Consider the following 23,867-nt stretch of genomic DNA (forward strand, 5'->3'; position numbering starts at 1 on the left):
CCGAGACGCTTCGCGGCCGTCGATATACGCAGCAACTCCATGCACGCAACCATACATGCGCAACACCAGGGATGATTAAGGAAGTTGGTGAGCCTGCTCGTGAGGGCAGCAGCCATGGCCGATGACGTACGCATCCGGCTCCTTGGCGGTTTGTTCGTGACGGTCGGGGACCGTCCGGTCGCCGCCGGGGCGTGGCGGCTGCGCAAGGCCCGGAGTCTGCTGAAGGTGCTCTGCCTGTCACCAGGTCACCGGGTGCACCGGGAGAAGATCTACGACCTGTTCTGGCCGGACCTCGACGGCACAGCGGCGGCGAACAACCTGCACCAGGTGCTGCATGCCGTGCGCCGTGCCCTGGCCTCGGCGGGGGCGCCGGAGGACATCGTCGTACTGCGCGATGACATGGTGCTGCTCGGGCTCGGCGGCGGTGTCCGGATCGACGTCGACGAACTCGACGAGGCGATGCGGCGGGCCACCGGCAGCGGCACGGAAGCGGACTGTCGTGCGGCACTCGCTCTGGCCCAGGGTGAGCTACTGCCCGAGGACCGTTACGAGGCCTGGGTCGCGGAAGCGGCCGAGGCGCTTCGGAGGCGACGGACGGTCCTGGAACTGAAACTGGCAGAAGCGCTCGAGCGCGATCACCGTACGGCCGAGGCCCTCGACGTGCTGGGTTCCCTGACCGCCAGAGAACCCCTGGACGAGCCCGGCCATCGGGCGCTGATGCGGACACTGGCCGACGGCGGCCGGCGCCGGGAGGCCCTCGCGGCGTACGAGCGGCTGCGCGACGCGCTCCAACGGGGAGCCGGAGCGGACCCCGACCCGCAGACACGTAGCCTCTACCGGGCGCTGCTGGCCGGCTCGGTCGAGACCGACCGGCAGCGGCCCGCACGTCCGCGGCCTCCGCTGCCGAAACCCGCGACCGTTCTCATCGGCCGCGAGCGCGAGATCGCCGACGTGGAGAAGTCGCTCGGGCGGGGCGGACTGCTGACCCTCACCGGAGCCGGTGGCTGCGGCAAGACCCGGCTCGCCCTCGCGGTGGCGGCCCGCCGGGCCGAGGGCTTCCGCGACGGCGCGGCGTTCGTGGACCTCGCCGCCCTGACCGAGCCGCACCTTCTCGCCGAGGCGGTCGCCGCTGCCACCGGAGTGCAGCTGCCGCCGTCCGACAGGGCACGACAGGCCCTGATCGCACAGCTCCACGGCCGGGACATGCTGCTGGTGCTGGACAGCTGCGAGCATCTGGTCGACGCGTGCGCCGCCCTGGCCTCGCAGGTCATGGCCCACTGTCCGGGCGTCGCCCTGCTGGCCACCAGCAGGGAGCCACTGCGCAGTTACGGCGAGCGCACGTTCCGGGTGCCGTCTCTGGGCCTGCCCGACCCGAGCCGGCTGCCCGCCCTGGCCGACCTGGGCCGGTTCCCTTCCGTGCGCCTGTTCGTCGAGCGGGCCGCCGCCGCTGCACCCGGATTCGGGTTGACCGCACAGAACGCGGAGGCCGTCGCACAGATCTGTTTCCGGCTCGACGGGATGCCGCTGGCGCTGGAACTGGCCGCGGCCCGCGTCCGTGTACTGGCTCCGGGTCAGATCGCCGACCGGCTCGACAACGCCCTCGCTCTCCTCAGCCAGGGCAGTCGGCACGGCGTGACCCGGCAGGAGACCTTGCTGGCGACACTGGAATGGAGCCACCGGCTGCTCGACGACGACGAACAGCGCCTGTTCCGCCGGCTCGCCGTCTTCGCCGGCGGCTTCTCGCTGTCCGCGGCCGAGGAGGTGTGCGCCGACAGCACCCGCCCGGCTTCGCTGCTGGACCTCCTTGGCCAACTGACCGACAAATCCCTGGTGTGGGTGGAGCACGGGCCGCACGAGGTCCGCTACCGACTGCTGGAGACCATCCGGCAGTACGCCATGGAGCTGTTGCGGGCCAGCGGGGAGCTCATGGCCATCGAGGCCAGGCATCGGCAGTTCTACCTGGCCTTCGCCCAGGCGCGCGACCGTGAGCCCGCCGCCGGGGTCGCCGGAGGCACGTCACTGGAGCTGGAGGCGGACTACAGCAATCTCCGCTCCGCCCTGCGCTCGTACCTGCGCCACCAGCCGGACAGCGCGCTGTGCCTGGCGGTCGCGCTGCGCTCGTTCTGGCTGGAGCGCGGGCGCCTCGCCGAGGGGCGGCGCTGGCTGGAGGACGCACTGGCCGCCGCGCCGGAGCCGACACCACAGCGGGCGCAGGCGCTCATGGGGCGGGCCGTGCTGGCGATCCGGCTCGGTGACCAGGCACCGCTCGACGACATCGCCGGCGAGATCGTCCGTATTCACCAGCGCCGAGCGGACACGGCGGCCGAGGCGCACGCCTGCTGTCAACAGGCGGTCCTGCTCTGGATGCGCGGTACGTGGGATCGCGCCCGCACCGCCCTCGACCGTGCCCGTACGCTCGCCCGTCGGTCGAGCCTGCCGTCCGTCCTCGCCGGCGTCGCGCACCTGGAGGGCGTGTGGGCCGTCTGCCGCGGTGAGGGCACGGCGGCCCGCGAGGCCTGCCGGGAGGGCCTGCGGCTGCTGGAGGAGGTCGCACCGGTCACAGGGCCGTTCTTCCCTGTCATGACACCGGGTTACACCGTCGAGGAAGACGACGCGGGCAACGTGGCGCTGCTGTTCGAGGAGACCATGCTCGTCGGCCGCGCGGTCGGCCCCTTGCGCGCACGCGGCCACATGCTCACGAACCTGGCATGGGCGGCCAGGCTGTCCGGCGACCCGAGCACCGCCAAGGAAGCGGCCGCATGCGGCGTCGAATACTTCCGCGGGCTCGCGGACCCGCACGGAGAATCCCTGGCCCTCAACACACTCGGCAACATCCACCGCGGCACGGGCGACTTCGACGCGGCGAGGGAGTACCTCGACACCGCGCTCGCGATCAGACGCCGGCTGGGTGACCGCCGCGAGGAAGGCATCACGCTGAGCTGCCTCGGGCTGCTGGACCTGGCCGCCGGCGACATCGCGAGCGCGCACGACACCCTCGCCCGCGCCCTCGCGGGCTTCGAGGAGACCGACGACATTCCTGGCACCACCAACGGCCTGCTCCACCTGGGCATCGTGGCCCGCGAGGCGGGTGATGCGGCACGGGCCCGCACGCTGCTGACCCGCGCGCAGCGGCTGGAGCGCCTGGCCGGGTCGACCGCGGCCGCCGGATGGGCCGCTCTCATGCTGGCCCAGCTGCACTGGCAGGCAGGAGACCACGAGGCCGCCACGAGGCGGGCCGCCCGCGCCGAGAGCCTCTTCGGCCGACTCGGCGACACACGCGGCCGCGCCGCGCTGCAACGCCTGCTGCCCGCGGTGCCCACCGGGCAAAGCGACTGCTGAGCCAATGCTAAGAGCCGCTGCCTACGGTCCTCGGTATCAGCGCAAGCACGCACCCGAGGAGCCGACCATGTCGACCGACACGATCCAGGGCGTCCTGGGCAACGCCACCCTCGCCGAACTCCAGGCGGACCTGCGCGGCACCGTCGTACGCCCCGGCGACGCCGCCTACGACCGGGCCCGGGCGGTCTGGAACGCCGCACACGACAAGCGTCCGGCCCTGATCGTACGCTGCGCCGGGACGGCGGACGTCATCCGCGCCGTCGAGTTCGCGCGCAGCCAGGACCTGCTCGTCGCCGTGCGCGGCGGCGCTCACAGCATCGCCGGGTTCTCCACCTGCGAGGGCGGCATCGTCATCGATCTGTCGCCGATGAAGGGCGCCTTCGTCGATCCGGTACGGCGCCGGGTGACCGCCCAGGCCGGAATGACCTGGGGCGACCTCGACCATGAGACCCAGGCCTTCAACCTCGCCGTGACCGGTGGCCTCGTCTCCACCACCGGCATCAGCGGCTTCACCCTCGGCGGCGGAGTGGGCTGGCTCCTGCGCCGCCACGGCCTGGCCAGCGACAACCTGACAGCGGCAGAGGTCGTCACCGCCGACGGACGCGTCGTCCACGCGAACGCACGGCAACACCCCGATCTGTACTGGGCCCTGCGCGGCGGCGGCGGAAACTTCGGTGTCGTCACCTCGCTCGAATACCAGCTGCACCCGGTCGGGCCGCAGGTCCTGGCCGGCCTGATCGTCTACCCTCTCGCGCAGGCCCGGCAGGTGATCACCGCCTGGCGCGACCTGATCGGGAGCATGCCCGACGAACTGACGACACTCGTCAACCTCACCACCGCACCCCCGCTGCCCTTCCTGCCGCCCGAGGTCCACGGCACACGAGTCGTCGTCCTGGCCGGGATGTACGCGGGCAGCCCCGCGGCCGGCGAGGCGGCGGTCGCTCCGCTGCGCACACTGGCCACGCCGATCGCCGACGTCATGGGCCCCATGCCGTACACGGGCATGCAGTCCCTGCTCGACCCGCTGTGGGAAGCCGGGGCGCACAACTACTTCACGTCCGCCTTCATCGAGCCGTCCGACGCCGCGATCGACGCGGTGCTCCGCCACCACATGGGGACGCCCACGCCGTCCAGCGAACTGCATCTGCACCAACTGGGCGGCGCCTTCAGCCGCGTCCCGGCCGATGCCACGGCGTTCACCCAGCGAGAGCCGGGTGTGCTGTGCAACGTGATCGCGCGTTCTCACAGCCCGGCGGGGTTCGACGCGCATGTCGCCTGGGCCCGCGAGGCCCGCAAGGACATCGCTCACCACGGTGACGGCGCGATGTACGTCAACTTCACCGGCGACGCCGCCGAGGACAAGGTGCGCGCCTCGTACCCCGACGCGGTGCACGAGCGGCTCGTGAGGGTGAAGGACATGTACGACCCCACGAACCTCTTCCGTCTCAACCAGAACATCCGCCCCTCCGCCGCCGCCTGACCCGGCTCGGCCCAAGCGCGGAGCGGTCACGCCGGGCGGGCAGGACTCGGCCTCCACCGGAGAAGATCCCATTGTCATGTCCATTGACTCCGGAGGCAGACGTTGGTTGAGTGGATCAGCCACTGAGCCACCGGGAGGACTGTGTGGAGGCACTGCCCCGCGAAACCATCGTCGATGTCCTGGAGAGCCGCCTGCGGGAGGGCATCCTCACCGGACAGCACCCGGCGGGCAGCTATCTGCCGCCTGAACGCACGCTCGCTGACGGCTACGGCGTCACACGCACCACTCTCAAGCACGCGTTCGGGCGTCTGGCGCAGGCCGGACTCCTGGAGACGCGGCACGGTGTCGGCACCCGAGTACGGGACTACCTGCGCCTGGGCGGCGCCGACCTGCTGCCCATGCTCGTGCGGCACAGCCCCGACTGGATCGGCGAGGTCTTCGAAGTGCGGCGGCACATCGGCGCGTTGATCGCCCAGCGCGCCGCGGCCCGCGCCACCGACCGGCAGCGTGCGGAGCTTCGCACCCTCCTGGCGGGCGTGGCGGAGGCGGCGGACGCCGACGCCGTCCAGCTCGCGGACATCGAGGTCCACCGCGCCCTGGCACGCGCCACCGGCAACCGCGTCTACGTCCTGCTGACCAACACCCTCTTCAACGCCTATCTGCCCGTGCGCGCGGCACTCCGGGCACCGTTCGAGGACCCACAGGTGGCCCACGGACGCCTGGAGCCGGTGGTCGACGCGGTGGCGGCCGGTGACGAGTCCGGCGCCCGCCGGGCGGCCGAGCGGTATCTCACGGCGACCGAACGGATCATGCTGGAGGCTCTCGCTTGACTTCCTCCCCCGCTTAAAGGCGGGGGTTTTCAGCGGTCGCCCGCTGGGTTTCCTGCTTCACCGACGACCGCCCCGTCCAGGAGGACTCCCGTTGAGGTCTTACACCGTCTCCACAGGCAGACACCGCCAGCCCGGCGGCCAGAATGTTGCGTGCCGCGTTCACGTCGCGGTCATGCGTGGTGCCGCAGTCACACGTCCACTCGCGGACGTTGAGCGGCAACTTCGCGGCGATCGTGCCGCAGGCCCCGCACAGCTTGGAGCTGGGGAACCAGCGGTCGATCACGACGAGTTCGCGCCCGTACCAGGCGCACTTGTACTCCAGCAGGGAGCGCAGTTGCGTCCAGGCCGCGTCGGAGATGGCGCGCGCGAGCTTGCCGTTCTTCAGCAGGTTGCGGACGGTGAGGTCCTCGATCACGACCGTTTGGTTCTCACGGACGAGTCGAGTCGACAGCTTGTGGAGGAAGTCGCGGCGCCGGTCGGCGATGCGCGCGTGGACCTGGGCGACGCGACGCCGGGCTTTCTCCCGGTTCGCCGAGCCCTTCACCTTCCGCGACAGCTTCCGCTGCGCCTTGGCGAGACGGGCGCGGTCTCGGCGCTCATGCCGCGGGTTGGCGACCTTCTCCCCGGTGGACAGGGTCACCAGCGAGGTTACGCCCGCGTCGATACCCACAGCGCTCGTGGTGGCTGGCGCCGTAGCGATCACGTCGTCGCACAGCAGGGACACCAACCAGCGGCCCGCACCGTCTCGGGACACCGTCACCGTGGTCGGCACGGCACCCTCGGGCAGCGGACGCGACCAGCGAATGTCCAGGGGCTCCGCCGTCTTCGCGAGGGTCAGCTGCCCGTCACGCCACGTGAAGGCGCTGCGGGTGGACTCGGCCGTCGCCCGGGATTTCTTCCGGCTCTTGTACCGCGGGTACTTGGCGCGCTTGGCGAAGAAGTTGGCGAACGCGGTCTGAAGATGGCGCAGGGCCTGCTGCAGCGGGACGGAGGACACCTCCCTAAGGAAAGCGAGTTCCTCGGTCTTCTTCCACTGCGTCAGCGCGGCGGACGACTGCACGTAGGAAATACGGCGCTGCTCTGCGTACCAGGCGCGAGTGCGCTCTTCCAGTGCCTTGTTGTACACGAGGCGGACGCAGCCGAACGTGCGCGACAGCTCTGCTGCCTGCTCGTCCGTTGGGTAAAAGCGGTACTTGAAAGCCCGCTTGACCTGCTGCGTCACGCCTCACATCGTATCAACTCCCGTGTGAGCAACGGGTGTCTGCCGATAGGTGGTGGACGCCGGTCCGCCCTGGCGGCGAACCGGCTTTCCCTGCCTTGCTCCGCAGGAGTTTCGTTTCCTCCCCGGCCTGAAGGCCGGAGTATCCACGAAGGCGAGGCCCGATGAGCACGGACACGGCGGCACGCAGGGCCGGGAGCGACGGCGACGCATCCGCCCGCGGCACCCGCTTCAGCGAGACGATGCTCGGCACGCTCACGCTCGACGACGAGGACCACGCCCGCCGGGTCCGCCTCGATCTGACCGTCACGGCGGACCGCCTCCTCAGGCTCCTCGGAACCACCCGTGCCCGCGCCACCGGCCGCATCCGTGTCACCGGATGGGCCGACGACCCCGACGCCCGGGGCGAGTTGGAGATCTCCCCGGTCGCGCGCCGCCGCATCCGTTACCGCATCACTTTCACCGCCGACGGCCGACGGCTCACCCTGGACGGCTGGAAGTCCATCACCCCGCGCAGGCCCGTGGCCTCGATGACCGTGCTGCCGTACACCGTCTACGAGGACGCGGTGCCCATCGGCACCGGCACCCTCCGGTTCCGCCTCGGCACCCAACTCCTGCCGTTCCTCGCCAGTTTCCGCTTTCCGCGGCGGGAGGATCCCGGTGCTCTCCTCGCGCCCCGCTGGCGTGGCGAGCCAGGCCGTACGGAGGTCTGGTACACCACCGTCACCGATCCGGACTCCGGCAGCGGGCTGTGGCTGCATCACGAACTGACCGCGCCGGCCGACGGATCCCCGCCGTACGCGCACGGCTGGGCGGCCGTCTTTCCCCAGGACGGCCCGGTGCGGCACGCCCGGTTCGGTCCGGCCGACTGGACGTCCGAGGAGTCCGGCTTCACCGCCGACGGGGTCACCGTCCGGCCCGGACGCCTGACCGGGTCCGCGGCGGACGGCGCCCTGCGCTGGGACCTCGCGGAACGGCCCGCGGACGAGCCGCTGTTCACCTTTCCCCGCTGGTCGTGGCGGCGAGCGCTGCTGCCGGCCGCCCAGATGCTCCCGGCCGCGCGGGCCCTCTACGACGGCACCTTCAGCCATGACGGCACGAAGCTGACGCTCACCGCCGCACCGGGCGCCTCGGCCCGGATCTACGGTCACGGCAACGCCCGCCACTGGGCCTGGCTGCACGCCGACCTCGGCGCCGGAGGCGTTCTGGAAATCGTCGCGGCCGTATCCATGCGCCCCGGTCTGCGCAAACTGCCGCCCCTGGTCTTTCTCCGGCTGCGCCGCAACGGCCGCTGCTGGCCACGCCGTCCAGAACGGCCGGCCGTCGGCTGGGCCGGCGTGGGCCGCTTCCGTGCCCGTATCGGCCTGCCCACGTGGACGGTCACCGGCCGCGCGGGGCTGCGCCGGATCCAGGTCGAGGTGACGCAGCCGACGGACCGCACGCTCGCCCTGGACTACACCGACCCCGACGGCAGCCACGCGACGTGTCGCAACAGTGAGCGCGCCGACGCACACGTCCTGCTGGAGCGATGGTGGTTCGGCGGCTGGCGCACCGAGGCGGAGTGGACACTCGACGGCACGGCCCATGCGGAGGTGGGCACACGATGACTCTCGCCGGCCTCGTGTCCGCCCTCATCGCCGACGACGGCACAGCCGACTGGCCCCGCCGGGTCCCCGCCCGGCTGGAGACGGTCCTCGCCGCGATGCCGTTCGCCGCCCGGTCCGGCCTGCGGTCGGCGGCGCGCGGCTTGGACGCCTATGCCCTGGCACGCACCGGACGCCGTCTCGGCCGACTCACCCCGCCCGAGCGAGAGTCGGTGCTGCGCGGGCTCGCCGCACGTCCCGCCCTCGTCCCACTGCTGGACGTGCTGAAGGTGCCCGTCCTCCTGGCGGCCGGCACCGAACGGATGCTCCAGGACGGCCCCGTGCCACCGACTCTCACACGTGCAGACCCGCCGCTGAACCTGACCCCCGTGTCCGCCTGGCCCGCTCGTTCCACCGCCGACGCCGTGGTCATCGGATCGGGGGCGGGCGGGGCCATGGCGGCACGGACCCTGGCCCGAGCGGGACTCGACGTCGTCGTCCTGGAGGAGGGACAACACCACCCCACCGAGTCCTTCGCCCGGCGTGCTCCCCTCGACCGGTTCACCGAGCTGTACCGGGACGGCGGGGCGACCGTCGCCGTCGGCACCCCACCCCTGCTGCTGCCGACGGGCCGAGCCGTCGGCGGCACCACCCTCGTCAACTCCGGTACGTGCTACCGGACTCCGCCCCACGTCCTGGCCCGCTGGAGCAAGGACTTCGGTTTCACGCTCGCGGACGGCTTCGATATGTACCTGGACGAGACCGAGCGCACCCTGCACGTGGCCACCCAACCCCTCGACGTCCTCGGCAACAACGGCCGCATCGCGCTCACCGGCGCCAGGAAACTCGGCTGGCAGGCCGCGCCCCTGCGCCGGAACGCACCCGGCTGCCAGGGTTCCTGCCAGTGTGTGGTGGGCTGCCCCACCGGCGCCAAACAGAGCGTCCAGCTCTCCGTGCTGCCCGACGCCTGCGCCGCGGGTGCCCGCATCGTGACGGGGGCCCGGGTCGAGCGCATCCTCGTCGACGCGGACCGGCCCGGGGGCCCACGGGCGGCGGGGGTGCGTGTGCACCGCGACAACGGCGGGGCGGAGATCCTCGCGCCCCTGGTCGTCGTCGCGGCCGGCGCACTGCAGTCCCCACCGCTGCTGCGCCGCTCCGGGCTCGGACGGCATCCCCACCTCGGCCGCAACCTCAGCGTGCACCCGGCCACGAGCGTCGCCGGACGCTTCACCGAGCCCGTCACCGCCTGGCAGGGCGTGCTGCAGAGCGTCGGCGTGGAGGAGCACCACGACTCGGGGATCCTCATCGAGGCCACCGCCACTCCGCCCGGCATGGGCTCCTTCGTCCTGCCTGGGCTGGGTGCCGAACTCCGGCGTGAGCTGGAGAACGCCGACCGGCTCGCCACGCTCGGCGCCATGATCGCGGACCGCCCCTCCGGACACGTCCTCGGCCGTGACCGCACGCTGATCCGCTATGCCCTGGACAGCCGCGACGCCGGCCGCCTGATGAAGGCCGTCCGCGCCATGGGCCGGCTGCTTTTCGCCGCGGGCGCCGAGGAAGTGCTCACCGGGATCCCCCGCACACCACGGGTTCGCAGCCTCGCGCAGCTGGACGCCGTTCTCGCCGCGACGACCGCGCGACAGCTGCACCTGTCGGCCTACCACCCCACCGGCACGGTCGCCGCCGGCGCGGATCCCCAGCGGTTCCCGGCCGACCCGGCGGGCCGGCTCCGCGGGGTACACGGAGTTCTGGTCGCGGACGCCTCTGTACTCCCCAGCTGCCCGCAGGTGAATCCCCAGCTGAGCATCATGGCCGCGGCCCTGGCGACGGCGACCGCACATCTCGGGGCGTGACGATGGCGGAGAGGCGTTCGATGCACTCCGGGAAGGCGTGGCGACGCTGCGACGGGCCACGCCGAAACCGGCCGGGTCGCCGCAGCAGCACCGTGCGGCACCCTGCCGATCGGCGACGACGATCGACGGGGGCTTGTTCCGTACCCTTGCGGCATGCGCATGCGCCCCACTCTGAGCTGGACGCCCACCGAGGACCTGCCACCGGGCACCACGGATCTCGGACCGGTCGCCGCCGCGCTGACCACCGGCGGTGTGCTGGTGCTCAGCGGAGCGGGCATCTCCACCGAGTCCGGCATCCCCGACTACCGGGGCGAGGGCGGGAGCCTGAGCCGGCACACCCCGATGACCTACCAGGAATTCACCGCCAGCGCCCGAGCCCGGCGCCGGTACTGGGCGCGCAGTCATCTCGGCTGGCGCACCTTCGGCCGCGCCCGCCCCAACGCCGGACACCGGGCCGTGGCCGCCTTCGGGCGACACGGCCTGCTCTCGGGTGTGATCACCCAGAACGTCGACGGCCTGCACCAAGCCGCCGGCAGCGAGGGCGTGACAGAACTGCACGGAAGCCTGGACCGGGTCGTCTGCCTTTCCTGCGGCGCCCTCAGCCCGCGCCGCGAAATCGCCCGGCGGCTGGAGGAGGCCAATCCGGACTTCCAGCCGGTGGCCGCAGGTATCAACCCGGACGGCGACGCCGACCTCACCGACGAACAGGTGGGGGACTTCCGCGTCGTGCCCTGCGCGGTCTGCGGCGGCATCCTCAAACCGGACGTGGTGTTCTTCGGCGAGGCCGTTCCGCCGCGGCGGGTCGAGCACTGCCGCGAGCTGGTCCGTGCATCGGCCTCGCTGCTGGTTCTGGGCTCCTCGCTGACGGTGATGTCCGGGCTCCGGTTCGTCCGGCAGGCATCCCAGGCCGGAAAGCCGGTGTTGATCGTCAACCGGGACCCGACCCGCGGCGACCGGCACGCCCTCACCCGCGTCACGCTCCCTCTGGGAAGGACCCTCACCACTGTTGCCGGCCGGCTGGGCATCCCCATCGACGACGAGGCGGCGGACTCGGTGAAGTCGTGACGATGGCGGAACGTCACCGAGGCCCTGGAGCCGAGTGCCGGCAGAGGATCGTCACCCGGCGCTGAACGCACGCTCGAGCGTCATGTCGTTGGTGTTGCGCTTCCTGGCCGACCGGGAGCCCAACCCGGGCTGACCGCTGTTCGGTGGACACGGCCGCCTGTCGCCCCGGCGGGGCAGCGGTTCGCGCCGACACTGGCACTCGGCGGAGCCATGGCATGGACCGCCGGTACGTTTGGTCGTCGTCGGATGAGGTGAACATGGGGATCATCACGCAGGACATGCGTGCGATCGTCGACAGCGCGAAGCTGGCGTTCGTGGCGACGGTCTGTGAGGACGGCTCCCCGAACCTGTCCCCGAAGGGTTCGCTGCTCGTCTACGACGACGACCACCTGATCTTCATGAACATGGCTTCCCCGACGACAGTGGCGAATCTCAGGCGGGATCCGCGGCTGGAGGTGAACGTGATCGACTTTCTCCTGCGGCGTGGTTACCGGTTCAAGGGGACCGCGGAGCTCCGCAGGGAGGGCGATCCCGTGTACGCCTGGTCGCGCCAGTGGGTGCTGGACACGCACGGTCCCGCCTATCCGTGCCACGAGGCCGTATTCATCCGTGTGGAGCGGGCGCTGCCAGTGGATTCGCCCGCCTACACGTTCGGGCACTGGAGCGAGGCCGACTTGAAGCGGGCCTGGGCCGACGCCTATGGCGTGGCACATCACTGACCTGCCCGCGGACGTGGGTGCGCTCGGCGAGCCCTGGTACGGCAGCGGGGAAGACGGCCGGGAAGCAGTCCCGGCCGGCAGCGCGGCGCCGGCTGTCGGGTGCCCTCCGCGGCAAGGGCGGCGCACTGCCGGCGGTCGCCGCGGTCGGTCATCGCGGTCGACGAACTCCCACGCCTCCTTAGTCAGTTGTGGCCGCGGCATGCACGACGATCTACCACATGTCCTGTGCCGACGGTCGGGCGATACTCCTACCGCCCGGAGCGCGGCATCCGTACGACCGCCGTCCCTGTGGCCAGGTCCACCGTCGTCCTGTTCGGCGGGGCCCCGTCATCCTCGTTGTCCGGCATGACAAGTGACGACTGCCGCTCCTTCAGCTCGTTCTGCTTGCCCGGCGAAAGGCTCGCATGCAATTGTTCGAATCCGGTCGCTGAGATCTGCCCCTGACGTGCGCTGTTCCGCCACGGCAGCACTCCGGCCCGCCCCGCGCGCAACAGCAGCTGGTCAACGAGGGCCAACAGGGTCAGCACGATGACCAGCCCGGGCAGGGTCATGAAGAAGACGAATTGCATGTCCCCAGTATCCGGGCCGAGCCTGCGGACAGTCACCCACCCAGCTCGCCTTCGCCGGGGTGCCGGTCCCGCCCTCGCGGGCGGCTCGTGTCGGCGACGGGCCTACGCGGAGCTCTCTCGGGCCACGGGGTGCCTGCAGCGGACGGCGACGGCCGCGATGTCGTCGTCGAGTCTTCCGCCGCTGTAGTGGAGCAGATCCTGGTGTAGCCGGTCCAGCAGCTCGCGGGGCGCCGCCGGGCCGAGCTGCCGCATCCACTCCGGTAGCGGGAAGAACGTGCCGGTGCGGTCCCGGGTCTCCGTCACGCCGTCGGTGTAGAGCAGTATCTGGTCGCCCGAGGCGAAGGTGATGGTGTCGACGTGGTAGTCGTCTCCGAGGAGCGCCGCGAGATTGAGGGGCGGCGAGGGAACGGTGGGCTCGAGGACGCGGATCTCCCCGCTCTGCATCAGCAGTGGCGGGGGGTGCCCGCAGTTGAGGATCTTCACATGCCCACCGACGTGCGGGATCTCGGCGATCAGAGCGGTGGCGAAGTGCTCCGGCTGATCCGGGTCGAGGATCGCGACGCTGTAGCGGCACATGCTGGTCTCCAGGCGGTGGATGATGCCGCTCAGGTCCGGCTGGTCGTAGGCGTTCTCCCGGAAGCAGTTGATCACCGCGGAGGCCGCCCCCACCGCTGACAGGCCCTTGCCGCGCACGTCGCCGATGAGCAGCCGAACCCCGTACGGCGTGTCGGCCACCTCGTAGAAGTCGCCCCCGATGCGCGCCTGCTCCTGGGCCGCCAGGTACAGCGACTCGATCTCGACGTTCTGCACACGGCGCGGCAGCGGGCGCAGCAGGACCTGCTGCGCCGCGTCGGCGACGAGCCGGATCTGGAAGAGTGCCTCCTCTCGCTGGAGTCGGAGATGGCTCGTATAGGCGGCCGCCAAAGTGACCGCGACGATCGCGGCCGCCGTGTAGGGCGTTCCCAGATCGGAGTAGACGAGGCTGAGCCCGATCATGACCAGCAGGCAGAACACCCCGAGCAGGACCGTCGAGAGCACGGGCCACATCGCGGCGGCGAGGGCGGGTGCGGCCGGCAGGAGACGGCTGAAGGCGATCTCCCTGGGGGTGGCGAAGGCCAGCGCGGCGATGAGGACCGTGAGGAGTATGGGAGACAGCAGTACGGTCTCGTGTCGGCCACCGTAAGGAGAGTGGTGACGTCGAGGCCATCCCGCGCTGATCATAAAAAGTATCTTATCGGGGCATAACGGGCTTCGTGCCGTGAGAGCGCGTGCTCCGGTGAGCGGGTTCTTCCACCACCCGGGAACCTCGCCGACGGGATCTGCTACCGCTCGAAGCCGCCGTGATGCGGCAGCCGCGCGGCGGACGTGGTCTGCGTCGGCCAGCCCGCAGTGGTGCTATCAAGGGTGTATGGAGGAAATTTCCGGGCATCCTCGGGGCCCGGAACGTCATCCGCCCGTCGGCCCCTCGCGCCAACGTCGCGCCTCCCTGCTGGACCCGCGTAGCGCGGCCGGTCAGGTGTTGCTTCTCCAGGTCGTCATCGTGGTCCTGCTGGTCGTCGCCGCGGCGGTGGGCATGGTGCTCCAGGCGGCGCGTGACGCTCTGCAGCAGGGGCGACGGGAGTCGGTCGTCGCGGCCCAGTCGTTCGCGGCCGCGCCTGGCGTGGCCGCGGCGCTGCAGAGCCGGGATCCGACAGCGGTGCTCCAGCCTCGGGCCGAGGCGGCGCGCAAGCGTGCGGGGGTGGACTTCGTCGTCGTCATGAGCACGGAGGGGATTCGTTACACGTATCCCTACACGCGGGAGATCGGGAAGAAGTTCGTCGGCACCATCGCACCGGCGCTGGCGGGCCGTACCGTCGTCGAGCAGGCCGGTGGACCGCCGCTGCCCGCGGGCCGAGGGACGGCCGTCCAGGCGGTGGTCCCGGTGACCGACTCGCGCGGCAAGGTGGTCGGCCTGGTCTCCGCGGGAATCACGGTCAAGAACGTGGCGGGACTGTGGATGCCCCAGCTGCCGATCATCCTGGGCAGCGGCGCGGCCGCGCTGGCGCTGGGTGTGACGGGAACGACGCTGGTGTCGCGGCGGCTGCGGCGGCACACGCACGGCATGGCCCCGGAGGAGCTGGCGCAGCTGTACGAGCACCACGACGCGGTGCTGCACGCGGTGCGGGAAGGAGTGCTGATCACCGACGCCGACGGACGGCTGATGCTGGCCAACGACGAGGCGACACAGCTGCTCGGACTGCCGGCGGACGCACGGGGGCGCCCGGTGCGGGAGCTGGGACTGCCGGAGTCGATCATGTGTGTGCTGACGTCGTCGGAGACGGTCACCGACGAGGTGCATCTCGCGGGGCACCGGTCGCTGGCGGTGAACAAGCGGCCGACGTACCCGCAGGCCGACCGGGGAGGCAGCGTGGTGACCCTGCGGGACACCACGGAGCTGGCGGCGGTCACGGGGCGGGCCGAGGTGGCGCGGGAGCGGCTGAAGCTGCTGTACGAGGCGGGGGTGGGGGTCGGGACCACGCTGGATGTGGAGCGTACGGCCCAGGAGCTGGCCGACGTGGCGGTCCCGCAGTTCGCCGACCTCGTGACGGTGGATCTCCTCGAAGCGGTGCTGCGAGGGTGGGAACCTACGGCGGAGGGCTGGCGGCACCTGCGCCGGGCGGCGATCGGCGGCGAACAGCGGATGATGCCGGTGTATCCGCTGGGCGAAGTGATCACGTTCACGCGCCGAACGCCGCAGATGCGGGCGTTGCAGGAGCGACAGGTCATCCTGGAGGCGGACCTGCGCCAGGCACCCGGCTGGCGGGAACAGGACCCGGAGCGCGCCGGCAAGGCCCTGGAGTGCGGGTTGCGTTCGCTGGTGGCCGTACCGCTGCGGGCGCGGAACGTACCGCTGGGCGTTGCCAACTTCTACCGGACGGTGGACTCCCCGCCGTTCGAACCGGACGACCTCACGCTCGCGGACGAACTGGCCGCGCGGGCCGCGGTGGCCATCGACAACGCCCGGAGGTTCACCCGTGAGCACGCGATGGCGGTGACGCTGCAGCGCAGCCTGCTACCGCGCAGGCAGCCGGAGCAGGACGCGCTGGAGGTGGCCTGGCGATACCTGCCCGCGGAGGCGGGGGTGGGCGGGGACTGGTTCGACGTCATCCCGCTTCCGGGCGCTCGCGTGGCCCTGGTGATGGGAGACGTCGTCGGTCACGGGCTGCACGCGGCGGCGACGATGGGCCTGCTGCGCACCGCGGTGCACAACTTCTCCACCCTGGACCTGCCCGTGGACGAGGTACTCGGGAACCTGGACGACCTGGTCGTACGCATGGACGACGAGGGGAACGCGGGCGATGCCACGGAAGGCCGCGAGGGGGAGGGCGTGACCGGGGCGACCTGTCTCTACGCGGTCTACGACCCGGTGGCGCAGGCCTGCACGCTGGCCCGTGCGGGACACCCCGAACCGGTGGTGGTGCGCCCGGACGGGACGGTCACCAGTCCTGGCGTACCGACCTCGGCGCCGCTCGGCCTGGGCGGCTACCCCTTCGAGACCGTGGAGCTGTCCCTGCCGGAGGGTTCACAACTGGTGCTCTACACCAACGGCCTGGTGGAGGACCGCGCCCACGGCATGGACGTCGGCATGGACAGGCTGCGCCGGGCGTTGGACGGGTCCGGGGACTGTACGCCGGAGGAGACGTGTCAGGCGGTGATCGACGCGCTGAAGCCGTCATCCGCCTGCGACGACATCGCCCTGCTGACGGCGCGTACCCGGAGGTTCCCGCCCTCGCGTGTGGCCGAGTGGGACGTGCCGCCGGACCCGGCGCTGGTTCCCGAGGTGCGGGCGCGCTGCCGGGAGACCTTGCTGGAGTGGGGGCTGGAGGAGACCGCATTCGCCACGGAACTGATCGTCAGCGAGTTGGTCACGAACGCGATCCGGTACGGCTCGCCGCCGGTCGGCCTACGCCTGCTGAACGGACGCTGTCTGATCTGCGAGGTGTCGGACGGAAGCGGCACCTCGCCGCGTCTGCGGCGCGCGGCGACCACGGACGAAGGCGGACGGGGGCTGTTCCTGGTGGCGCAGTTCGCGCAGCGATGGGGAACGCGCTACACCACCCACGGCAAGGTCATCTGGGCCGAACAGATTCTTCACGACGGCGCTTCCGCCGCCTCGGGCCCCCTCGCACCGGTCGACTTCCTCCTCGACCAGTTCGACCTCGACCAGTTCGACGATCCCGCCTTGTGAGCCGACGTGACCCCGGAGTGCCGCGCCCGGATCACACGTCGTGCCACGCGCGTCCTGGACCCGCACGGAGATTTGAGACACGCTTTACGCGACGTACGCAACTGCGTCCACGCCCTCGCTGTCTGACAGAAAGTCGGGCCCGTCAGGGCACAGGAGCGAGAGAGCGGGGCAGGTCGTGGGACGGCGCAAGGGCGGCATAGGGATCGCACTGGTCACGGCTGCGATGTTGGTGGGCGCGAGCGCCTGCGGCGCGGGCGGCAGTGACAAGGCCAGTGGGAACGACGACGCGAAGGCACCGGGCAAGACCGGTGCGAGCGCCTCCCCGTCGCCGACCAAGCCCGCCGGCCCGCCGATGCTGCTGGAGACGATCACCCCGCAGACGGGAACCACGGTCGGCGTGGCCATGCCCATCTCGGTGATCTTCACCAACCCGGTCGCGGCGAAGGCACGGGCCGCGGTCGAGAAGCACATGAAGGTGAGCGCCTCCCAGCCCGTGGCCGGCGCCTGGCACTGGCTCGGCGACAGGCGCGCCGACTGGCGGCCCAAGACCTACTGGCCCTCCGGCACCAAGGTGAGGATCGACGCCGACATGAAGGGCGTCAGCAACGGCAACGGACGCTACGGCGTCCGCACCTACACCCACACCTTCACCATCGGCGACGACGTACGCGCGGACGTCTCGGTGACCGGCCACACCATGAAGGTGACCCGCAACGGCACACTGGTGCGGACCCTGTCGATCAACGCAGGCAGCGCCCAGTACCCGACGTGGAACGGCACGATGGCCGTCATCGACAAGCAGGAGAAGGTCCACATGACCTCCTGCAGCGTCGGCATCAGCTGCGACAAGGGCAGCCCCAACTACTACGACCTGACACTGCCCTGGGACGTCCACCTCACCCAGTCCGGCACCTACGTGCACTACTCGACCGGCGACCCCAACCCGGGCAGCGGCAGCGCACGCGGCTCGCACGGCTGCGTCCACCTGTCCCTGTCCGACGCCAAGTGGTTCTACGGCCAGGTCAAGCAGGGCGACCCCGTCACCATCACCGGATCACCCCGCGCGAAGGCCCCGGCCGACAACGGCTACGCCGACTTCAACCTCGGATGGGACCAGTGGCTCACCGGCAGCGCGTCCGGGGAGCAGACGACCGCGACGCTGTGACGCGCCGGGGTGGGGTGCCGAACGGCTTTCCGGTCCCTACCCCGGAAGCGTGCGGTCGTGCACTCCGGTTTCGCCCGGTGAGGCGGCCCGGCCGAGTGTCTCCCACTCCCGGGCCGGCAGGGCGAGGAGGTGCCCGATCTGCTGCGAGTCCGGCAACGGGCCGTGATCCGCCGTCACTTGGAGGGCCGAGAGCGCGGTGATGTGCCCCAGCCGGAGCGCCCGCGTCGGGCCGAGTCCGCGCAGCAGGCCCGCCAGGAAGCCCGCGGCGAAGGCGTCGCCGGCGCCCACGGGCTCCACCACCGTCGTCCGTAGCGCCGGCACCGTGTGGACGCCGCTCCCGGTGAAGGCGGTGGCGGCGCGGGCGCCGTCCTTGACCACCAGGATGCGGGGATGCGGGAGCAGGCGCCGTAGGCCGCTCAGCGTCAGGTCCTTGCCCCACAGGCCCTGCGCCTCGTCGAGACCGACGAAGACGATGTCCGCCCGGTCGGCCAGCCGGCGCAGCACGGTGGCCGCGTCGCCGTCCGGCCAGAGGGCGGGCCGGTGGTTGACGTCGAAGCTGACCGCGTGGGGCCGCGCGTCGGCCGGCGTGGCCAGGGCTCTCGTGACCAGTTCCCGGCAGGAGGGCGAGAGGGCGGGGGTGATGCCGGTGAAGTGCAGCAGCGCCGCCGAGCGCACGGGCTCGTGGTCCAGCAGCTCGGGGCCGAGTGTGGAGGCCGCCGAACCGGCCCTGTAGTAGTGCACCCGCGTTCCGGCAGGGCCGGGGTTCTTCATCAGGAGACCCGTGGGATGGTCGGCGTCGGTGCGTACGTACGAGACGTCGACTCCGGCGGCGGACACGGCGGCGCGGACCCGTCTGCCCAGCGCGTCGTCCCCGAGCGCCGAGAGCCAGGCGACGGGGATGCCGTGGTCGGCCAGGTACATGGCCACGTTCGACTCCGCACCGGCCACCGACAGGCTCAACTGCCCGGCGCCTTCCAGTGGTTCAGGCGGGTCGGGCGCCAGGGCGGCCATCGTCTCGCCGATGCACACCACGCGTCCCGTGGAGGGGCGCCACGAGTTCCTCGCGCGGGATGGTTCCGTCCCCGTCACGGTCATGCCGTCCCCTGCCCTGGCGCCACGGACGGGACGTCACGCGAGGGCACGGCCTGCGCCGCCGGCATGCGAGAGGGAGCCGGGCGATAGGGCGCGGCGGGCATCCCCGGCACCTCGACCCGGACGCTGAACAGGGCGCCGTCGTATCTGCCGGGCGGGTTCAGGCCCAGGCGGGCCGTGGTGATGTGCAGGACGTCGCCTTCGAGGCACACGCCCGCCGGCAGACTCGCGGGCAGCCGTACGACGCGGTCCAGGGTGCCGTCGGGAAGGTGGCGGCGTACCGTCCCGGTGCCCCACACGGCGACCCATACGGCGCCTTCCGCGTCGATCGTCATCCCGTCGGGGCTGCCGTCGTCCACGGTGACGAACACCTCGGGCGTGCCGAGCCGGGCGGTTCGGGGGTCGACCGGGTAGCGCCGGACGACGCCCCGGGCGCTGTCGGCCAGGTACATGGAGCAGCCGTCGGGGGTGAACACCGGGCCGTTGGGCACGGTGATGCCGTCCAGGACGCGTACGACCGTGCCGTCGTGGTCGACCTGGTACAGCGAGCCCGCTCCCTCGTCGGCGTCGTACGCCATGCTGCCCGCCCAGAACCGGCCCGAGGGGTCGGCCACGGCGTCGTTCATGCGCATCCGCGGCCCCGGCTTGTCCTCCGGGAGTGCCAGCCGGCTCGTGGTGCCGTCGGGGTGCAGGAGGCAGATGCCGGTGCCTGCGGCGGCGATCCAGGTGCCCGGGTGACCGGCCACGGGAGCCACGGCCCCCAGCGGGACCGGGAGTTGGGCGAGGACCTGCAGCGGGGCGGCGGGATCGTCCGGGGTCGCGAGGAGGCGACCGGCGAGGAGGTCCACAAGGATGACCCCGGCGCCCGTCCAGCGGATGCCCTCGCCGAGTTCGAGGCGGTCGGCACGGGTGGGGAGGGGGTGTGGGGTCACGGTGCCGCCTTTCGGACGGCGGTGCGGAAGTCGTGGGCGCGGGCCCTGAGCGCGTCGAGGCTGCCGCCGTCGGCGGCGTCGCCGACGAGAGGGGATCCCACGCCGACCGCCGCCGCGCCGACGGCGAGACAGTCGCGGGCGACGGCTTCGTCGACTCCGCCCACGGGAACGAACGCGGCGTCGGGGAACGGGCCGCGCAGGGCCTTCAGATACGCCGCTCCCCCGGCCTGGGCGATCGGGAAGATCTTCAGTGCCGCCGCGCCCATCCTCCGGGCGGCGATCACGTCGGTCGGGGTGAACACGCCGGCGAGCACCGCCAGCCCGAGGTCGTGTGCCGCGGGTATGGCCTCTCCCAGGCCTGGTGTGACCACGAACGTCGCGCCGGCGCGGTGGGCGGCACGGGCGTCGTCGGCGGTCAGGACGGTGCCGGCGCCCAACGCGCGGCCAGCACCGAGGAGTTCGCGGGCGCGCGCGATGACGGTGAGGGCGTCCGTGCCGGTGAGCGACACCTCGATGAGTTCGATGCCCTCCTCGGCCAGGGTGAGCACGGTGCGCAGCGCGGCGTCGGCGTCACGTCCGCGGACGATGGCGAGCAGGCGGTGGGCTGCCAGCGCAGCGGGTAGATCCACGAACCGGTCTCCTCGGTCTCCGTGATGGGTGATTCAGGGGCAGCGGCAGGCGGTGGTGAGCGTGAGGCGCCAGCGCACCTGTCCCGTGGCGGGCACCTGTGCGGCGTCCTCGGGGCCCGCGTCGGCGAGGTCGAAGACGCGGCCGAGCATCGGCTCGACGCCCGTGCTGCGGTAGGGGTCCGGCTGGGGGAAGCCGCCGAGGTTGCGCCATAGGGCGATCGACACGGGCTGTCCGGGTGCGGGGCGCCCGGGCGGGGGCTGGCCGTGCACGCCAAGGCTCAGGGCCAGCCGGTCGGTGCCGTCGTGCACGCAGCACAGGTGTGTGTCCACGACGGCTCCGACCGCTGTGCCGTCGTCGGGGCCGAGCCGGTCGAGGGCCGGCCCGCGGGGGGTGGGCCAGGCACCCTCGATCCACGGTGTGCCGGCGGGCCACGGCTCCTTCAGGAGGGGTGCGGCTTCCGGGAACAGGCGGGTGGCCGCGCCCCTGCTCATGTGGAGGGTCGCGTCCTGTGAGAGGTCGAGCAATGCGTGGGCCGCCCAGAGGAAGCGGAAGCCCGGTTCGGCGGTCAGCGTGTAGTCGGCCTCGGCTCCGTCGGGCGTGGCGCGGATGGTGCGGGACAGGGTGAAGGAGTCGCAGTGGACGCGGTCGGTGTCGCCGTCCCGGATCCACGGGCGGGACCAGGCGTCGCCGTGGTCGGGGCGGCCGCGGACGGTCGGCAGACACTCTTCGAGCCCGCCCGCGTCCACGAACGCGTCACCGGGGACGGCCTTGTCCCTTTCCGGCGCGTGGCGGTGCCACAGCCATTCGCGGCCGTCGGCGCGCAGGGAAGTCCAGCGGCCGCCGTGGGCGGGGTCGGTGACGATGTCGAGCATGCGGCTCACCACTCCGCGAACGAGCCGTCGGGGTGCCGCCACACGGGGTTGCGCCAGGCGTGTCCGCTGCGGTCGGCGGCACGCACGGCCGCCTCGTCGATGGTGATGCCGAGGCCGGAGGCGTCGCTGCGGCGGGCATGGCCGTCGACGAACCGGAAAGGCTCGGGGTCGGCGACGTACGACAGCAGGTCGGCTTCCTTGTTGTAGTGGATGCCGCGGCTCTGCTCCTGGATCAGGAAGTTGGGGGTGGCGAAAGCGATCTGGAGGCTGGCCGCGAGTGCGATGGGGCCGAGGGGGCAGTGCGGGGCCAGCTGGGCGCCGAAGGTGTCGGCGAGGGAGGCGATCCGGTGCACTTCGGAGATGCCGCCCGCGTGGGACAGGTCGGGCTGGGCGACGGCGATCCCGGCGGTGAGGGCGGGCAGGAACTCGCCGCGGGAGTAGAGGCGTTCGCCGGTGGCCAGCGGCACCGTGCTCGCGGTAACGAGACCGGGCAGCAGATGCTGGTGCTCGGGGAGGACCGGCTCCTCCACGAACAAGGGGTGCAGTGGGGCCACTTCGGCCAGGACCCGGCGGGCGCCGGCGGCGGTGAAGCGGCCGTGGAAGTCGACCGCCACGTCCCGGTCGGCTCCGAGCGCCTCCCGGGCGGCCGCCACCCGCGCCACGACGGCCGCCGTCTCGGCCGCGGTCGTGATCGGTGAGGTGGCCCCGGCGGCGTTCATCTTCACCGCCGTGAAACCGGCCTCCACCTGGGCCGCTATCTGGTCGGTCAGCTCGGCGGGCTCGTCGCCGCCGACCCAGGCGTAGACGCGGACGCGTTCGCGCACGGGCCCGCCGAGCAGGGCGTGCACCGGGGCGCCGTAGGTCTGGCCGGCGATGTCCCACAGGGCCTGGTCAAGGCCGGCGACCGCGCTGGACAGCACGGGGCCGCCTCGGTAGAAGCCGCCCTTGGTGAGCACCTGCCAGTGGTCCTGGATACGCAGCGGGTCCTGGCCGAGCAGCTGTTCGGCGAGCACGTCGACGGCGGCGCGCACCACCTCGGCGCGACCCTCGACGACGGGTTCGCCCCAGCCGACCACGCCGTCGTCGGTCTCGATCCGGCAGAACAGCCAGCGCGGCGGAACCAGGAACGTTTCAATGCGGGCGATCTTCACCGGGTTCCTCCGAGGATGCCCCGGCCTTCAGGCCGGGGAGGAATCGGACTCCTGCGGAGCAGGGCAGGGATAGCCGGATCGCTGTCAGGGCGATCCGGCGTCCACCCCGCACGGCGGTGATGCCGCCCACGATCATCGAGAGCTCTCAACTGTCAGTCCTCTCGGGTAGGTTCGGATGCATGACGACAGAGGCGACCACGAAGGACACCGGGCATGCCCGGTACACCTTCCGTGTGCGCCTGTCGAACACGGCCAGGCGCCGGCTCGAAGCCGAGTGGGATCGCTGCCGCTGGATCTGGAACGAGTGCGTCGCGAAGTCCCAGCAGGTCCACGTGCAGGGCAAAGCGGGTGGCGAGAAGCTGACGTGTGGTCCGGCTCAGCTCGACAAGACGCTGACCGAGGCACGCGGGATGGCGCCATGGCTGGCTGAGGGCGCGAGCGTGCCTCAGCAGCAGGTGATTCGGGACTTCGCCAGGTCGAGGGCGAAAGCGCTGAAGGACATCAAGGACCGGTTGCCGCAGCAACGCCGGGCCGGGATGCCCCGCTTCAAGAAGAAGCGGGAGGCGCGGCCCAGCCTCAACTACACGAAGCGGGGTTTCCGCCTCAGGGACGGCCGCCTGCACCTTGCGGGCCAGATCGTGGTGACGGTGGTGTGGTCGCGGCCCCTTCCGGCCGACCCGTCGAGTGTGCGGGTGTACCAGGACACGCTCGGACAGTGGTACGTGTCCTTCGTCGTTGCCGCGCAGAGTGAACCGCTCGCCCCGACGGGGCGCGTGCTCGGGGTGGACTGGGGTGTGAAGGAGACCGCCACCACCATGGCCCGCAAGGCGGCCGATGCCGCCATCGCCACCACGAAGCGTGCCCTGGTCGAGACGGGCCGCAAGCACGCACGGGACGTCCGTCTCGTGCACCCGGCGCACACCACGATGGACTGTGCCAAGTGCGGAGCGAGAACCAAGCACGCACTACCTCTCTCGATGAGAACGTATACCTGCACCGCGTGTGGAGCCGTGTCCCCCAGGGACAAGAACTCCGCCCGCGTGATGCTGGTCCGGGCAGGTTGGAACCCGGACGGTGCCGAGGGCGTAAGACCCCTTGAGCCGCCGGCTCCGGTGGCGGCCTGAGCCGTAAATCCCCGCT

Annotated in this window: 17 protein-coding genes and 1 pseudogene; 10 read left to right on the plus strand and 8 right to left on the minus strand. The window is 71.7% G+C overall.

Annotated elements, in window-relative coordinates; translation table 11 throughout:
• Window positions 1-87: 87 nt before the first annotated feature.
• The 3 genes from ACIBJF_RS42175 to ACIBJF_RS42185 all read left to right on the plus strand — a co-directional run bounded on the left by ACIBJF_RS42175 (window position 88) and on the right by ACIBJF_RS42185 (window position 5,649).
• Window positions 88-3,339: a tetratricopeptide repeat protein gene (locus ACIBJF_RS42175; protein ID WP_399182227.1), complete on the plus strand. Its 3,252-nt coding sequence runs from the start codon at window positions 88-90 to the stop codon at window positions 3,337-3,339.
• Window positions 3,340-3,406: 67 nt separating this feature from the next.
• Window positions 3,407-4,819 (plus strand): FAD-binding oxidoreductase, encoded by a 1,413-nt coding sequence (locus tag ACIBJF_RS42180; RefSeq protein ID WP_399182229.1) that lies wholly within the window; start codon window positions 3,407-3,409, stop codon window positions 4,817-4,819.
• 110 nt (window positions 4,820-4,929) lie between these two features.
• The gene (locus ACIBJF_RS42185) at window positions 4,930-5,649 is read left to right on the plus strand and encodes a FadR/GntR family transcriptional regulator (protein ID WP_399182231.1); all 720 of its coding nucleotides are present in this window, start codon (window positions 4,930-4,932) and stop codon (window positions 5,647-5,649) included.
• A gap of 13 nt (window positions 5,650-5,662) precedes the next feature.
• Here the strand turns inward: ACIBJF_RS42185 and ACIBJF_RS42190 are convergent, their stop codons facing one another.
• A complete protein-coding gene (locus ACIBJF_RS42190) occupies window positions 5,663-6,871 on the minus strand; it encodes an RNA-guided endonuclease InsQ/TnpB family protein (RefSeq protein ID WP_399182232.1) in 1,209 nt (402 codons plus the stop codon).
• A gap of 161 nt (window positions 6,872-7,032) precedes the next feature.
• Here ACIBJF_RS42190 and ACIBJF_RS42195 point away from each other — a divergent pair, with 161 nt between their 5' ends.
• The 4 genes from ACIBJF_RS42195 (at window position 7,033) to ACIBJF_RS42210 (ending at window position 12,088) form a co-directional block, all read left to right on the plus strand.
• A complete protein-coding gene (locus ACIBJF_RS42195; protein ID WP_399182234.1) occupies window positions 7,033-8,475 on the plus strand; it encodes a hypothetical protein in 1,443 nt (480 codons plus the stop codon).
• Window positions 8,472-10,304, plus strand: a complete 1,833-nt coding sequence (locus ACIBJF_RS42200; protein WP_399182235.1) for a GMC family oxidoreductase N-terminal domain-containing protein — start codon at window positions 8,472-8,474, stop codon at window positions 10,302-10,304. The genes ACIBJF_RS42195 and ACIBJF_RS42200 overlap by 4 nt, the downstream gene beginning before the upstream one ends.
• Window positions 10,305-10,457: 153 nt before the next feature.
• A complete protein-coding gene (locus ACIBJF_RS42205) occupies window positions 10,458-11,369 on the plus strand; it encodes an NAD-dependent protein deacetylase (protein WP_399182237.1) in 912 nt (303 codons plus the stop codon).
• A 257-nt stretch (window positions 11,370-11,626) separates the two neighbouring features.
• Window positions 11,627-12,088 (plus strand): pyridoxamine 5'-phosphate oxidase family protein, encoded by a 462-nt coding sequence (locus ACIBJF_RS42210; protein ID WP_399182239.1) that lies wholly within the window; start codon window positions 11,627-11,629, stop codon window positions 12,086-12,088.
• A gap of 248 nt (window positions 12,089-12,336) precedes the next feature.
• On the opposite strand, the gene ACIBJF_RS42215 is transcribed toward ACIBJF_RS42210, so the two are convergent.
• Both ACIBJF_RS42215 and ACIBJF_RS42220 read right to left on the minus strand, forming a co-directional pair.
• Entirely contained in the window at window positions 12,337-12,657 is a 321-nt protein-coding gene (locus ACIBJF_RS42215; RefSeq protein WP_399182241.1) for a DUF6191 domain-containing protein, read from the minus strand.
• 102 nt (window positions 12,658-12,759) lie between these two features.
• Entirely contained in the window at window positions 12,760-13,878 is a 1,119-nt protein-coding gene (locus tag ACIBJF_RS42220; RefSeq protein WP_399182243.1) for a PP2C family protein-serine/threonine phosphatase, read from the minus strand.
• A gap of 187 nt (window positions 13,879-14,065) precedes the next feature.
• Between ACIBJF_RS42220 and ACIBJF_RS42225 the strand changes: the two genes are divergently transcribed.
• Together ACIBJF_RS42225 and ACIBJF_RS42230 are read left to right on the plus strand one after the other, a co-directional pair.
• A complete protein-coding gene (locus ACIBJF_RS42225; RefSeq protein ID WP_399182245.1) occupies window positions 14,066-16,885 on the plus strand; it encodes a SpoIIE family protein phosphatase in 2,820 nt (939 codons plus the stop codon).
• Window positions 16,886-17,060: 175 nt separating this feature from the next.
• Complete coding sequence (locus ACIBJF_RS42230) at window positions 17,061-18,050, plus strand: Ig-like domain-containing protein (RefSeq protein WP_399182246.1); 990 nt, start codon at window positions 17,061-17,063, stop codon at window positions 18,048-18,050.
• Between the two features lie 36 nt (window positions 18,051-18,086).
• Here ACIBJF_RS42230 and ACIBJF_RS42235 read toward each other — a convergent pair whose 3' ends face one another.
• The 5 genes and pseudogenes from ACIBJF_RS42235 to dgoD form a co-directional block, all read right to left on the minus strand.
• Window positions 18,087-19,145 carry a sugar kinase gene (locus tag ACIBJF_RS42235; RefSeq protein ID WP_399182248.1) on the minus strand — a complete coding sequence of 353 codons (1,059 nt, stop codon included), beginning with the start codon at window positions 19,143-19,145 and terminating at the stop codon, window positions 18,087-18,089.
• Window positions 19,142-20,074 carry an SMP-30/gluconolactonase/LRE family protein gene (locus tag ACIBJF_RS42240; RefSeq protein ID WP_399182249.1) on the minus strand — a complete coding sequence of 311 codons (933 nt, stop codon included), beginning with the start codon at window positions 20,072-20,074 and terminating at the stop codon, window positions 19,142-19,144. Before ACIBJF_RS42240 ends, ACIBJF_RS42235 begins: the two co-directional genes overlap by 4 nt.
• Window positions 20,071-20,703 carry a bifunctional 4-hydroxy-2-oxoglutarate aldolase/2-dehydro-3-deoxy-phosphogluconate aldolase gene (locus ACIBJF_RS42245; protein ID WP_399182251.1) on the minus strand — a complete coding sequence of 211 codons (633 nt, stop codon included), beginning with the start codon at window positions 20,701-20,703 and terminating at the stop codon, window positions 20,071-20,073. The genes ACIBJF_RS42240 and ACIBJF_RS42245 overlap by 4 nt, the downstream gene beginning before the upstream one ends.
• 33 nt (window positions 20,704-20,736) lie before the next feature.
• Window positions 20,737-21,576 carry a hypothetical protein gene (locus ACIBJF_RS42250; protein WP_399182253.1) on the minus strand — a complete coding sequence of 280 codons (840 nt, stop codon included), beginning with the start codon at window positions 21,574-21,576 and terminating at the stop codon, window positions 20,737-20,739.
• A 5-nt stretch (window positions 21,577-21,581) separates the two neighbouring features.
• Window positions 21,582-22,730 (minus strand): annotated as a pseudogene (dgoD, locus tag ACIBJF_RS42255) (galactonate dehydratase); the annotation flags it as partial.
• Between the two features lie 176 nt (window positions 22,731-22,906).
• Here dgoD and ACIBJF_RS42260 point away from each other — a divergent pair.
• Window positions 22,907-23,851 (plus strand): RNA-guided endonuclease InsQ/TnpB family protein, encoded by a 945-nt coding sequence (locus ACIBJF_RS42260; RefSeq protein WP_399182255.1) that lies wholly within the window; start codon window positions 22,907-22,909, stop codon window positions 23,849-23,851.
• Window positions 23,852-23,867: the final 16 nt, after the last annotated feature.

This window comes from Streptomyces sp. NPDC050743 (genome assembly GCF_044456925.1).
In the GTDB taxonomy this organism is placed as follows: domain Bacteria; phylum Actinomycetota; class Actinomycetes; order Streptomycetales; family Streptomycetaceae; genus Streptomyces.